This window comes from Micromonospora sp. DT44 (assembly GCF_049841635.1).
Lineage (GTDB): Bacteria > Actinomycetota > Actinomycetes > Mycobacteriales > Micromonosporaceae > Micromonospora.
On sequence record NZ_JBNCKS010000071.1, the window covers coordinates 19133 to 30316 of the forward strand.

Here is an 11184-nt window from a genome sequence, read left to right on the forward strand (position 1 = left end):
CCCGACGTCCTCGGACGAGCCCGGGTCAGATCACCACCACTGTTCGTTGGAACCGGTTTCGTAGTCGTACTCCTCGACGTGGTCCCACTCCACCCCGGTCAGCTCCTGATAGGCGTTCGAGGGGACGTCGAGGATCGTATCCGCGTGCGCGGCCTCGACGGTGGTGAAGCGTACGAACGCCGCCGGATCGGCGAGCACAGCATCGAATGCCGCAGGCCCCGCCACCACGACCGCGCAGCGCGCGTACAGGAAGCCGTCCTCAGTCAGCTGATCAGCGCCCGGTGGGACCGACTGAGCGAGTACCCGACGGTCCAACTGATAGAGCTTGAACGCAAGCGTCTCGGCAAAATCGATGATCCGCTCCACCGGCTCGTCCGACAGCATGGAGGTCAACCGCTCGTACGGCCGGTCGTCCTGGACTTCGGGCTGGCCGCCCAGCACCGCGACGAGCCGCCAGAATTCCTCATCTGCAAGCATCAAATCCTCAACCCATCATCGATACGGCCGGACTGGCACCAATCCTCGTGCCTGTTCTCCGGCACCGACGCAAGGCCTAGGCTGGGCCGCGTACGGCGGGTGCCGCCGTCTGTACCGGGGAGGCCGGCATGACCACTCTTGACGATCGGACGACGTCCCGCGCGGACGGCGCCGAAGGGTCCGGCCCGACGGTGGCGGACGTGAGCGGCCCGTCCCGGCTCGCCGAGCCGGACGAGGCGATCAGCGCCGACGAGTTGCAGTTGGCGGCCCGCAACCACGCCCTTCCGCTGGAGGCGCTGCGTTACGACGTCACCCCCGCCGGGCTGCACTACCTGCTGATCCACTACGACATTCCGGAGCTGGACCCGGCGACCCACGCGCTCACCGTCGGCGGGGCGGTCGAGCGGCCGTTGACCATCGGTCTGTCCGAGCTGCGGGAACGGCCCCGGGTCACCCACCGGGTCACCCTGGAGTGCGCCGGCAACGGACGCGCCCTGCTGCACCCCCGGCCGGTGAGTCAGCCGTGGCTGGTCGAGGCGGTCGGTAACGCCGAGTGGACGGGCACGCCGCTGGCGCCGCTGCTGCGCGAGGCGGGCCTCGGCCCGGACGCGGTGGACGTGGTCTTCACCGGCGCCGATCACGGTGTCGAGCGCGGGGTCGAGCAGGACTACCAGCGGGCGCTGCCGGTGGCCGACGCGCTGCGCGAGGAGGTGCTGCTGGCGTACGAGATGAACGGCGCTCCCCTGCTGCCGCAGCACGGCGCGCCGCTACGGCTGATAGTGCCGGGCTGGTACGGCATGGCACACGTCAAGTGGCTGCACTCGATCGAGGTGCGGACCACGCCGTTCGACGGCTACCAGAACGCGGTGGCCTACCGGCTGCGCCAGAACGCCGACGACCCGGGCGAGCCGGTTACCCGGATCGAGCCGCGTGCGCTGGTCCGCCCACCGGGCTTTCCCGATTTCATGACGCGCCGCCGGGTGCTGCCGGCGGGACCGTGCACGGTGGACGGTCGGGCCTGGTCCGGGCACGCGCCGGTGGTCGCGGTGGAGGTGAGCGTCGACGGCGGGGCGAGCTGGGCGCAGGCCGAGCTGGACCCGGCGACGGGTGGAGAGTTCGCCTGGCGGCGGTGGCGGTACGAGTGGACGGCGACGCCGGGCCGGTACGTGCTCAGCGCACGGGCGACCGACGCGTCCGGGCGCACCCAGCCGGTCGAGCAGCCGTGGAATCGTGGTGGCTTCGCCAACAATCTGGTGCAGCGGGTCGAGGTCGTCGTACCGGCCGAGTGACCGGTCGGTCAGCCTCGGGTGGGGGGCCCGGGCGCGACGGGCCGGTCAGTTGCCGAAGCCGGAGTCGGCGGGCAGGGAGATGTCGGGCTTCTCCAGCTCTTCGACGTTGACGTCCTTGAAGGTCATCACTCGGACGTTCTTCACGAAGCGGGCGGGGCGGTACATGTCCCATACCCAGGCGTCGTGCATCTCGACCTCGAAGTAGACCTCGCCGTCGGAGTTGCGCACGTGCAGGTCGACCTGGTTGGCCAGGTAGAACCGACGCTCGGTCTCCACCACGTAGGAGAACTGGCGGACAATGTCGCGGTACTCCCGGTAGAGCTGCAGCTCCATCTCGGTCTCGTACTTCTCGAGATCTTCCGCGCTCATCGCACTCCGCCTTCCATGACCACATCTTCCCCCACGGGCGTCGAAGGCCGAGGCTGCTCGCCCAACGCCACGCCGACGGTACCCCCTGACGCCCCGGAGTGCCCCATCGGCTCGTCCGAGCCCGGGTCGACCGGTCGCCGGGCGCGCGGTGGCCGGCCGTCACGGCCGGAGACCGTGGCGACATTGACGTACGAGAAGCGGTGTTCCCGGCACGGCCCGTGCTCGCGCAGCGCCGCGCTGTGCTCCGGGGTGATGTAGCCCTTGTGCTCGGCGAAGCCGTACGCCGGGTACACCCCGTCCAACTCCACCATGATCCGGTCCCGGGTGACCTTGGCGAGCACGCTGGCCGCCGCCACGCAGGCGGCCACCCGGTCGCCCTTCCACACCGCCAGCCCCGGCACTCCAAGGCCGTCCACGCCGAAGCCGTCGGTCAGCACGTACTCCGGTCGGGTGGTGAGCGAGGCGAGCGCCCGCCGCATCGCGGCCAGGTTGCACACGTGCAGCCCTCGGGCGTCGACCTCATCGGCGGGGATGATCACCACGGCGTACGCCAGGGCGCGGTCGACGACCTCGGCGTACACCCGTTCCCGGCTGGCCGGGGTGAGCAGCTTGGAGTCGGCGAGCCCGTCGATCTCGCCACGCCGCCCCTCCGGCAGCACCGCCGCGGCGGCGACCAACGGCCCGGCGCACGCGCCCCGGCCGGCCTCGTCGGCGCCGGCCACGTGCCGGAAGCCACGCCGCTGCAACGCCCGCTCCAGCGCGTAGAGCCCGGCCTCCCGGCGTACGACGGTGCGCGGCGGGGTCAGCACGACGCCTCGACGGCCGGCGGCAGAAGCCGGGCCAGCAGGTCGGGCAGCTCGGGTGGGTAGTACCGCTCGCCGCTGGCGGCCAACTCGGCGGGCCGCCACCAGCGGTGACCGGCGATGCTGCGCTGCTCGACGTCGCTGAAGCCGGCGGTGTCGACCTGCCACGCCGGGACGCGGAGCAGGAAGAAGTCCTGCTCCTGGCGGTACCAGTCGCCGTCGAACGGGAACTCGGTGGCGTCGGACCAGACGGGCTCGCCCAGCTCGGCCGGATCGACCCGCAGCCCGGTCTCCTCGGCCAACTCCCGCACCGCGCCGGACGCCGGAGACTCGCCCTCGTCGAGCCCGCCGCCCGGGGTGAACCAGTAGCGGTGCCCCGGGCGGGCCGGATCGAAGCCGTGGAACAACAGGATCCGGCCGGCCGCGTCGACCAGCAGCACCCGCGCCCCGCGTCGAGGGATGTAGACGCGGTCGGCAGTGTTCGCGCCTGCGGGGCTCACCGGCCCACTCCTCACGGTCACCGCACCAGCCTGCCAGACGGGCGGCCGATCGCCCATGCCCCCGCCCGTTCTACGGCTTGGGAATGCCGTCGAACTGGTCGGGCACGGTCAGCCAGGTGGCCCGGTTGACGGGCCAGAAGACGGTGAACGCCCGCCCGACGACCTCGCTCTCGGGGATGGTGGCCTCGGTGATGTTCTGGTTGGACTGCTGCCAGTGCTCCAGCGAGTCACCCGAGGCGGACCGGTGGTCGCCCATCACCCACAGCCGACCCTTCGGCACGGTGATGTCGAACTCCTGGTCGGCCGCCTTGTCCTGGACCCCGTCGATGGAGAAGATGTACGGCTCGTCGAGCGACTTGCCGTTGATCATCAGGCGCTCCTGCGGGTCGCAGCAGACCACGTGGTCCCCGGGGATGCCGATCACCCGCTTGATGAAGTCCTCACCGTCGGGGTTGCCGCTCCACGCGGTCGGGGCCTTGAACACGATCACCTCGCCGCGGTGCGGTGACCGGAAGTCGTAGACCAGCTTGTTGACCAGCACCCGGTCATCGATCTTGAGAGTGTTCTCCATGGACGGGGACGGAATGAAGAAGGTCTGCAGCACAAAGGCGCGGACCAGAACCGCGACCAGGATCGCCACACCCAGCAGGATCGGCAGCTCCTTCCAGAAGGAGCTACGCGGCTTGTCGGTCTGCTCGTCAATCACGCCAAGGAGCCTACGTTGCCGGACCGGACGTCACCGTCCGGAACGCGCGGGAACCCCTCAGCACGACCGTCAACGGGAGTATCAGCAGCACACCGCCCTGCGGGGACGGACGGGTCGGCGGCACACCGGACGAGGCCGTCGCCGGTGCGGCCACGTCGTCGAACGTCGCCGGCACCGAGAGCGCCGCCCAGCGCGACGAGGGCCAGACCACCATGAACGCCCGGCCGACGACGTTGTCGATGGGCACCGGCCCCTGACAGCGCGCGTCCTGGGAAACCTCGCGGTGGTCGCCCATGACGAAGATCTGACCCGGGGGTACGACCACCTCGTCGAAGCGCCGCGAGCGGCACTCCTGCGGGTTGGGCGGCAGGTCCAGTGGCGAGTCGCGCAGCACATACGACTCGTCGAGCGGGGTCCCGTTCACGGTGACCCGACCCTGCGAGTCGCAGCACTTGACGCGGTCGCCGGGCACGCCGATCACCCGCTTGATGAAGTCCTTCTCGCCGGGGCGGCTCACCCCCACCAGGTCCCCGACGGTCCGGGCGAGCTTGCCGGCGAACCCGGGCTCCGGCTGCTGGTCGACCTGCGGCGCCCAGCGGTCGGTGCCCCGGAACACCACCACCTCGCCGCGCACCGGGTCACGGACGTCGTAGACGACCTTGTTGACCAGCACCCGGTCCCCGATCAGGAGGGTGTCCTCCATCGAACCGGACGGGATGAAGAACGCCTGGAGCAGGAACGTGCGGATCAACACCGCGAGGCAGAAGGCCACCACGAGCAGCAGTGGAAGCTCCTGCCAGAGGGGCATCTGACGCCGGGTGCGGCGAACCCGCCGGCGCCACGGATCGACAGTGTCGTCCTCGTCAAGCGTCTGCACCACGCCACTCCCCGGTCCGCAGAAACACCACCGCCCGGGAGCCTCGTCGAGGCTCCACGGGCGGTTGTGGACGGCTGCCCGCCTCGTCGGCGGGGCCACCGCCTGGCTGCGCCCGTACGACCAGGGTAGTGCGGTCCGGTCGGTACGGCATACGCCCAGCTCAGGCGGCGTGGCGAGCGGGAAGTCAGCTGGGCTGCTTCTCCCGCTTCTCCTTGATCTTGGCCTTCTTGCCGCGCAGCTCGCGCAGGTAGTAGAGCTTGGCGCGACGCACGTCACCGCGGGTCACGACCTCGATCCGGTCGATGCCCGGGCCGTTGAGCGGGTAGGTCCGCTCGACACCGACACCGAAGCTGACCTTGCGGACCGAGAAGGTCTCGCGCAGACCGTCACCCTGGCGGCGGATCACGACGCCCTGGAAGATCTGGACACGGGACCGGTTGCCCTCGACGACCCGCGCGTGCACCTTGACGGTGTCACCGGCACGGAAGTCGGGGAGGTCGGTCCGCTTCGACTGGGCGTCAAGGGCGTCCAGGATGTTCATCGCTGCGTCCTCGTAAGGCTCACGGCGCACCGTCACTCGATGCGCGGATGGGTGATTCTGATTCCCGGGTGGTGGTCGGCGGGCCGACCCCGGTCGGGGATCCTCGCAGCCACCCGCGGGCGCGGGCGGACGCGGCAACCCCCCTACTTTGCCACATCCCCCGGCGGGGGTTGAAATCCGGCCTGTTCCAGCGCCGCGATGTCCCGTTTGTCGAGCCGGTCGGCGGGCAGCGCGGCCAGCAGGTCCGGACGTCGGGCCGCCGTACGCAGCAGCCCTTCCTCGCGCCGCCAGCGGGCGATCCGGCCGTGGTCCCCGGAGCGGAGCACGTCCGGCACGTCGTGTCCGCGCCAGCTCGGCGGCTTCGTGTAGATCGGCGCCTCGAGCAGCCCGTGCGCGTGCGACTCCTCGTCCAGCGAGCCGGCGTTGCCCAGCACCCCGGGCAGCAGTCGGGTGACCGCCTCCAGGACGACCAGCACGGCGACCTCGCCGCCGAAGAGCACGTAGTCACCGAGCGACACCTCGGTGACCGGCATGCGGGTGGCGGCGTGCGTGAGGACCCGCTGGTCGATCCCCTCGTACCGGCCGCAGGCGAAGAGCAGGTGCGACTCGGCGGCCAGCTCGTGGGCCATGGCCTGGGTGAACGGCACCCCGGCCGGCGACGGCACCAGCAGCCGGGGCGGCGCGGCCTCGGCCGGCGCGAGCGCGTCGAGCGCCGCACCCCACGGCTCGGGCTTCATCACCATCCCCGGACCGCCGCCGTAGGGGGTGTCATCGACCGTGCGGTGTACGTCGTGGGTCCAGGTCCGCAGGTCGTGCACGGCGAGCTGGAGTACGCCGTTGGCCCGGGCACGGCCGATCAACGACAGGTCCAGCGGGGCGAAGTACTCCGGGAAGATCGACACGACGTCGACGCGCATGCGGGGTGGTCCTAAAGATCGAGCAGTCCGGCCGGCGGGTCGACGATCACGCGTCCACCGGCCAGGTCGACCTCCGGGACGATCGCCCGGACGAACGGGATCAGCGCGGTACGCCCCTCGGGCCGCCGCAGCACCAGCAGGTCGGACGAGGGCGCGTGGTCGATCCGGGCGACCTCGCCCAGACGTTCGCCGGACGGGGTGACCACCGCCAGACCGACCAACTGGTGGTCGTGGAACTCCTCCGGGTCCTCCGGAGGCTCGACGTCGGCGCTGTCCACCACGAGCAACGTGCCGCGCAGCGCCTCGGCCGTGTTGCGCTCCAGAATCCCGGCGAACGCGACAAGCATGCGGCCCTGGTGGAACCGGGACTCCTCGATGGTCAGCTCGGCGGGAACCCGGAACAGCGCGCCCGGCCCGTCCGCGGGCGCGGACGGCGGAACCGCCCCCGGCTCAGTGCGCAGCACTGTGCCGGGGGCGAACCGCACTTCGGGCTCGTCGGTCCGCACTTCCACGGTGACCTCACCGCGGATACCGTGCGGCTTGCCGATCCTTCCGACGACGAGCTGCATCAGTACGAGTCGACGATGTCGACGCGCACTCCGCGCCCACCGATGGAGCCGATCACCTGACGCAGCGCCTTGGCGGTCCGGCCGGACCGCCCGATCACCGTGCCGAGGTCCTCGGGGTGCACGCGGACTTCCAGCCGCTTGCCCCGACGGGAATCGACCATCCGCACCCGGACGTCGTCCGGGTGGTCGACGATGCCCTTGACCAGGTGCTCCAACGCGGGACGCAGCGGCATGTCAGGCCTGCTCACCGGCGTCGGCGGCGGGGGTCTCGGCCGGAGCCTCGGTCGCCGGGGCCTCAGCAGCCGGTGCCTCAGCGGCCTTGGCGGCCTTCTTGGCCGGCTTGGCCGGGGTCTCCGGGGCCAGCCCGGCGGCGGCCTTCGACTCAGCCTCGTACGCCGCCTTACGGTCGGCCTTCTCGGGAGCGACCAGCAGCGGCGGCGGGGCCGGCAGGCCCTTGAACTTCTGCCAGTCACCGGTCAGCTCCAGCAGCCGCTGCACCGCCTCGCTCGGCTGGGCGCCGACGGACAGCCAGTACTGGACCCGCTCCGACTTGACCTCGATGACCGAAGGGTCCTCCTTCGGCTGGTACACCCCGACGAACTCGATCGCCCGGCCGTCGCGCTTGGTGCGGGAGTCGGCGATGACGATGCGGTACTGCGGGTTGCGGATCTTGCCCATCCGCAGGAGCCGGATCTTTACGGCCACAGTTGTTTCGCTCCTGTTGCGATCTCACCAGCCCACTACGGGCGGTGTGCATGGGTGAGCGCCGACCGGCACAGTGGGGTTGGGCCGGAGACAACTCGGTGGACTGGCGACGCGCCCGGGTTAGAGGGCGCCGGACGCGCGCCGGATACCAGCGACCCATTCTGCCAGATCCGACGCCGATCGTTCGCATCGGACCCGGAGACCACGTCACCGGTGATCCGGAACACCTCTCAGCGCACCGGCGGGCGATCCCACCCTAGGGGCAGTTTGTCCGGTACATCCCAATCTGCCGGCGGGGTGAAGTCACACCAGGTGCCGTCGAACGGGAAGGCGCCGGCCTTGGCGAGCGCGATCACCCGCTCTCCCTCGGCCCGGACCGCCTTCTCGTCGGTCACCCAGTAGTCGTCGCCGAAGGCGAGCCGCTCGACGAACTCGTCCTCGTCCTTCCACTGCCAGCTCAGGTCCGGACGCACCACCACGTCGAGGTCCTGGTCCACCACGTCGACGCCGGCCACCGGGCCGTCGTCCCAGCGGACGCCGGGCTCCTCCAGGTTGACGTACCAGTGGGCGAACCGACCCTGCGCGTCCCGGAACCACCACACCGAATGCGCCGCGCCGGTGGGCAGGAACTTCAACAGCGGAGGACCGTTCCAGTGGCCGTGCGCCAACCGGTACGACGACGAGACCCACTGGGCGAACGGCATGGCCCGCATGTTGAGCCCGGCCTCGGTCACCTCGTGGGCCACCGGCGAGTCCCGGGCGATCCAGACCAGCAGGCCCCGCTCGTCGTCGCTGACCACCCGCCCCGGGCGCACCCAGCCAATCCGGCCGTGCCGCACGTTGCGGTGCATGATCAGCCGACCCGGCTCGAACCGGTCGACGAGCACCTCAGTAGGCGCGGGCGAGGATGGCCACCAGGTCGGGCTCGTCCTCCGAGTCCGGCACCGAGCCGTCGGCCCGCAGCAGGCAGCGCACCGTGACGCCCTGCCCGTTCGCCTCGGCCTCGCCGGCCACCCCGACCGCCGACCACGGCACCATGGCCCAGCCGGTGGCGGCCGCCTCGATGGCCTCGTCGAGGGTCGACACCTCCACCGTGCGGGACTTGCGGTGGGCCAGCGCCTGGTCGTGCAGCACCTGCTGGTCGGCCTCCAGCGCCGCGAGGACCGCGCCGACCACGTCGGCCACCGGCGTCGGAGACTTCGATCCGTCGGTACGACGAACCACCGTCGCGTTCCCGACGGCCAGATCGCGGGGACCGACCTCGACGCGTACCGGATAGCCACGCAGCTCAGCGTCGACGGCCCGGCGGCCGAACGCGGTGTCGGTCCGGTCGTCGAGCGCGACCCGGACACCGGCGTCGCGCAGGCCGTCGCGCAGCTTGGCCGCCGCCTCCGCGACGCCCTCGCCGTCCTTGACAACCATGATGTACGCCTGGATGGGCGCGAGCCGCGGCGGCACGCGCAGGCCGTTGTCGTCGCCGTGCGCCATGATCAGGCCGCCGAGCATCCGGGTCGACGTGCCCCAGGAGGTCGTCCAGGCGTGCTCCCGGCCGCCCTCCTTGGCCGAGTAGCTGATGTCGAACGCCTTGGCGAAGTTCTGCCCCAGCTCGTGGCTGGTGCCCAGCTGGAGCGCCTTGCCGTCGCCCATCATGCCTTCGCAGGTGTACGTGGCCGTCGCCCCGGCGAACCGCTCACGGGCCGTCTTCAGGCCCACCACCACCGGGATGCCCAGCACGTTGACCATCAGATCCTCGTACGCCTCGTGCAGGATCCGCCGCGCGTAGGCGCGGGCGTCCTCGCGGGTCGCGTGCGCGGTGTGGCCCTCCTGCCAGAGGAACTCGCTGGTCCGCAGGAAGATCCGGGGACGCAGCTCCCACCGGACCACGTTCGCCCACTGGTTGAGCAGCAGCGGCAGGTCCCGGTACGAGTCGATCCACTTGGCCATGAACTCGCCGATCACCGTCTCGCTGGTGGGACGCACCACCACCGGCTCGGCGAGCTGCTTGCCACCACCGTGGGTGACGACCGCCAGCTCCGGCGAGAAGCCCTCGACGTGCTCGGCCTCGCGCTTGAGGTAGCTCTCCGGGATGAACAGCGGGAAGTACGCGTTCTCCGCGCCGGCCGCCTTGATCCGGTCGTCCATCTCGGCCTGCATACGCTCCCAGATGGCGTAGCCGGCCGGTCGGATGACCATGGTCCCCCGGACCGGGCCGTTGTCGGCCAGCTTCGCCTTGGCGATCAGGTCCTGGTACCAGCGGGGAAAGTCCTCCGCACGGGGAGTGAGCACGCGTGCCATGACCGCACATCCTATGCGCCGGGCGACGCACCGCCGCGCCCGGGAGGCGTCACGCCCTCCACGTGGCGGCGTGGCGCCCTTGCGGGCGGTGGCATGGCGCCCTTGCCTGCGACGGCATCGCACCCCTGCACGCGGCGGCATCGCACCCCTGCGCCTGGCCGGTCGGCCGCGTCGCCCGGGGCCGACGCAGCGCGGCCCGGAGGCGGATGGGCCACGCGTAGAATTCGACCATCATGACTGCGACGACGGGCTCACCGCGCCAGCGGCTCCGGGACACGATCGTGGACGCGGCCCGCGCGCGGACCATCGCCGCCGGCTGGGACGCGGTACGAATGGGCGGGGTGGCCACCGCCGCCGGGGTGAGCCGACAGACCGTCTACAACGAGTTCGGCAGCAAGGCCGGCCTGGCCGAGGCCCTCGCCCGGCGCGAGGTGGACCGTTTCGTGGGTGACGTCCGCGAGGCGCTGGACACCCACGGCTCGGACGTGCGGGCCGGCGCGTACGCGGCGATCGCGCACACCCTCGCCACCGCCTCGGACAATCCGCTGGTCAAAGCGATCCTGACCAGCGGCCGGGGCGGCTCGGACGAGTTGCTGCCATACCTCACCACCCGGGCCGAGATGGTGCTCACCGAAGCGTCGGGGGCGCTGCTCGGCTGGGCCGGCGACCACCTACCGGGCGCGGACCCGAACGCGCTGGCCTTCGCCGCCGACACGATCGTCCGCCTCGTGGTGAGCCACATCGTGCTCCCCGGCGCGCCGATCGAGCAGACCGCAACGGCCCTCGCCAACCTGGCCGTACACCTCTTCACCGCCGCCCGCCCACCCCACTGAACCGCTGGCCCCGCTGGCCCCGCTGGCCCCGCGCCCCGCGCCCCGCGCCCCGCGCCCCGCGCCCCGCGCCCCGCGCCCCGCGCCCAAGATCCTCACAACATCACCGATGTTGCTGCCTCAGCCACGCCGGAAGCAGCAACATCCCTGATGTTGTGAGAATCTTGGGTGGCAAGATCGCGCTACATCCTGGAGCTTGTCTCATCCTGTTTGGGCTGTTCAGGGGGACTGACAGGCTGCGTGGAGTAGTCGCGGTGCTGGTCAGGGTGTGGTGATCTTCGCCGGTGATCATCTGCCCGGATAGCC

Annotated in this window: 15 protein-coding genes; 2 read left to right on the forward strand and 13 right to left on the reverse strand. The window is 71.2% G+C overall.

The features are described 5' to 3' along the window. Nucleotides 1–30: 30 nt before the first annotated feature. A complete protein-coding gene (locus tag ACLQ25_RS28965; protein ID WP_425733926.1) occupies nt 31–477 on the reverse strand; it encodes a DUF4240 domain-containing protein in 447 nt (148 codons plus the stop codon). A gap of 128 nt (nt 478–605) precedes the next feature. Between ACLQ25_RS28965 and ACLQ25_RS28970 the strand changes: the two genes are divergently transcribed. Beyond that, nucleotides 606–1766, forward strand: coding sequence for a sulfite oxidase (locus ACLQ25_RS28970; RefSeq protein ID WP_425733927.1), 1161 nt, complete (start codon nt 606–608; stop codon nt 1764–1766). Between the two features lie 45 nt (nt 1767–1811). On the opposite strand, the gene ACLQ25_RS28975 is transcribed toward ACLQ25_RS28970, so the two are convergent. From ACLQ25_RS28975 to proS, 12 genes are all read right to left on the reverse strand, one after another. Continuing rightward, nucleotides 1812–2135 carry a DUF2469 domain-containing protein gene (locus ACLQ25_RS28975; protein ID WP_018218957.1) on the reverse strand — a complete coding sequence of 108 codons (324 nt, stop codon included), beginning with the start codon at nt 2133–2135 and terminating at the stop codon, nt 1812–1814. Continuing rightward, complete coding sequence (locus ACLQ25_RS28980; RefSeq protein WP_355051579.1) at nt 2132–2944, reverse strand: ribonuclease HII; 813 nt, start codon at nt 2942–2944, stop codon at nt 2132–2134. Before ACLQ25_RS28980 ends, ACLQ25_RS28975 begins: the two co-directional genes overlap by 4 nt. After that, nucleotides 2938–3495, reverse strand: a complete 558-nt coding sequence (locus tag ACLQ25_RS28985; protein WP_425733928.1) for an NUDIX hydrolase — start codon at nt 3493–3495, stop codon at nt 2938–2940. Before ACLQ25_RS28985 ends, ACLQ25_RS28980 begins: the two co-directional genes overlap by 7 nt. 13 nt (nt 3496–3508) lie before the next feature. After that, nucleotides 3509–4144: a signal peptidase I gene (gene lepB / locus ACLQ25_RS28990; protein ID WP_425733929.1), complete on the reverse strand. Its 636-nt coding sequence runs from the start codon at nt 4142–4144 to the stop codon at nt 3509–3511. A 10-nt stretch (nt 4145–4154) separates the two neighbouring features. After that, on the reverse strand, nt 4155–5024 hold the full coding sequence (lepB, locus tag ACLQ25_RS28995) for a signal peptidase I (protein WP_425733930.1): 870 nt from the start codon (nt 5022–5024) through the stop codon (nt 4155–4157). Between the two features lie 181 nt (nt 5025–5205). Next, a complete protein-coding gene (rplS, locus tag ACLQ25_RS29000; RefSeq protein ID WP_030335223.1) occupies nt 5206–5562 on the reverse strand; it encodes a 50S ribosomal protein L19 in 357 nt (118 codons plus the stop codon). Between the two features lie 143 nt (nt 5563–5705). Next, nucleotides 5706–6479, reverse strand: a complete 774-nt coding sequence (gene trmD / locus ACLQ25_RS29005) for a tRNA (guanosine(37)-N1)-methyltransferase TrmD (RefSeq protein ID WP_425733931.1) — start codon at nt 6477–6479, stop codon at nt 5706–5708. Nucleotides 6480–6490: 11 nt separating this feature from the next. Continuing rightward, entirely contained in the window at nt 6491–7048 is a 558-nt protein-coding gene (gene rimM, locus ACLQ25_RS29010; protein WP_425733932.1) for a ribosome maturation factor RimM, read from the reverse strand. Further along, nucleotides 7048–7281, reverse strand: a complete 234-nt coding sequence (locus tag ACLQ25_RS29015) for an RNA-binding protein (RefSeq protein WP_013284588.1) — start codon at nt 7279–7281, stop codon at nt 7048–7050. The genes rimM and ACLQ25_RS29015 overlap by 1 nt, the downstream gene beginning before the upstream one ends. Before the next feature lies 1 nt (nt 7282). Further along, nucleotides 7283–7753, reverse strand: coding sequence for a 30S ribosomal protein S16 (gene rpsP / locus ACLQ25_RS29020; RefSeq protein WP_425733933.1), 471 nt, complete (start codon nt 7751–7753; stop codon nt 7283–7285). A gap of 230 nt (nt 7754–7983) precedes the next feature. Then, complete coding sequence (locus ACLQ25_RS29025) at nt 7984–8604, reverse strand: DUF402 domain-containing protein (RefSeq protein WP_425733937.1); 621 nt, start codon at nt 8602–8604, stop codon at nt 7984–7986. A gap of 37 nt (nt 8605–8641) precedes the next feature. Further along, nucleotides 8642–10048: a proline--tRNA ligase gene (gene proS / locus ACLQ25_RS29030; protein WP_425733934.1), complete on the reverse strand. Its 1407-nt coding sequence runs from the start codon at nt 10046–10048 to the stop codon at nt 8642–8644. 233 nt (nt 10049–10281) lie between these two features. Here proS and ACLQ25_RS29035 point away from each other — a divergent pair, with 233 nt between their 5' ends. After that, on the forward strand, nt 10282–10881 hold the full coding sequence (locus ACLQ25_RS29035) for a TetR family transcriptional regulator (protein ID WP_425733935.1): 600 nt from the start codon (nt 10282–10284) through the stop codon (nt 10879–10881). Nucleotides 10882–11184 lie beyond the last annotated feature (303 nt).

Bases quoted from the DNA above. Each gene is read 5' to 3' on its own strand.
- ACLQ25_RS29015 (WP_013284588.1), bottom strand. From the start codon at position 7,281: ATGCCGCTGCGTCCCGCGTTGGAGCACCTGGTCAAGGGCATCGTCGAC.
- ACLQ25_RS28985 (WP_425733928.1), bottom strand. From the start codon at position 3,495: ATGGGCGATCGGCCGCCCGTCTGGCAGGCTGGTGCGGTGACCGTGAGG.
- ACLQ25_RS28975 (WP_018218957.1), bottom strand. From the start codon at position 2,135: ATGAGCGCGGAAGATCTCGAGAAGTACGAGACCGAGATGGAGCTGCAG.
- ACLQ25_RS28970 (WP_425733927.1), top strand. From the start codon at position 606: ATGACCACTCTTGACGATCGGACGACGTCCCGCGCGGACGGCGCCGAA.
- trmD (WP_425733931.1), bottom strand. From the start codon at position 6,479: ATGCGCGTCGACGTCGTGTCGATCTTCCCGGAGTACTTCGCCCCGCTG.
- rplS (WP_030335223.1), bottom strand. From the start codon at position 5,562: ATGAACATCCTGGACGCCCTTGACGCCCAGTCGAAGCGGACCGACCTC.
- rimM (WP_425733932.1), bottom strand. From the start codon at position 7,048: ATGCAGCTCGTCGTCGGAAGGATCGGCAAGCCGCACGGTATCCGCGGT.
- ACLQ25_RS28965 (WP_425733926.1), bottom strand. From the start codon at position 477: ATGCTTGCAGATGAGGAATTCTGGCGGCTCGTCGCGGTGCTGGGCGGC.
- ACLQ25_RS29035 (WP_425733935.1), top strand. From the start codon at position 10,282: ATGACTGCGACGACGGGCTCACCGCGCCAGCGGCTCCGGGACACGATC.
- ACLQ25_RS29025 (WP_425733937.1), bottom strand. From the start codon at position 8,604: ATGCACCGCAACGTGCGGCACGGCCGGATTGGCTGGGTGCGCCCGGGG.
- proS (WP_425733934.1), bottom strand. From the start codon at position 10,048: ATGGCACGCGTGCTCACTCCCCGTGCGGAGGACTTTCCCCGCTGGTAC.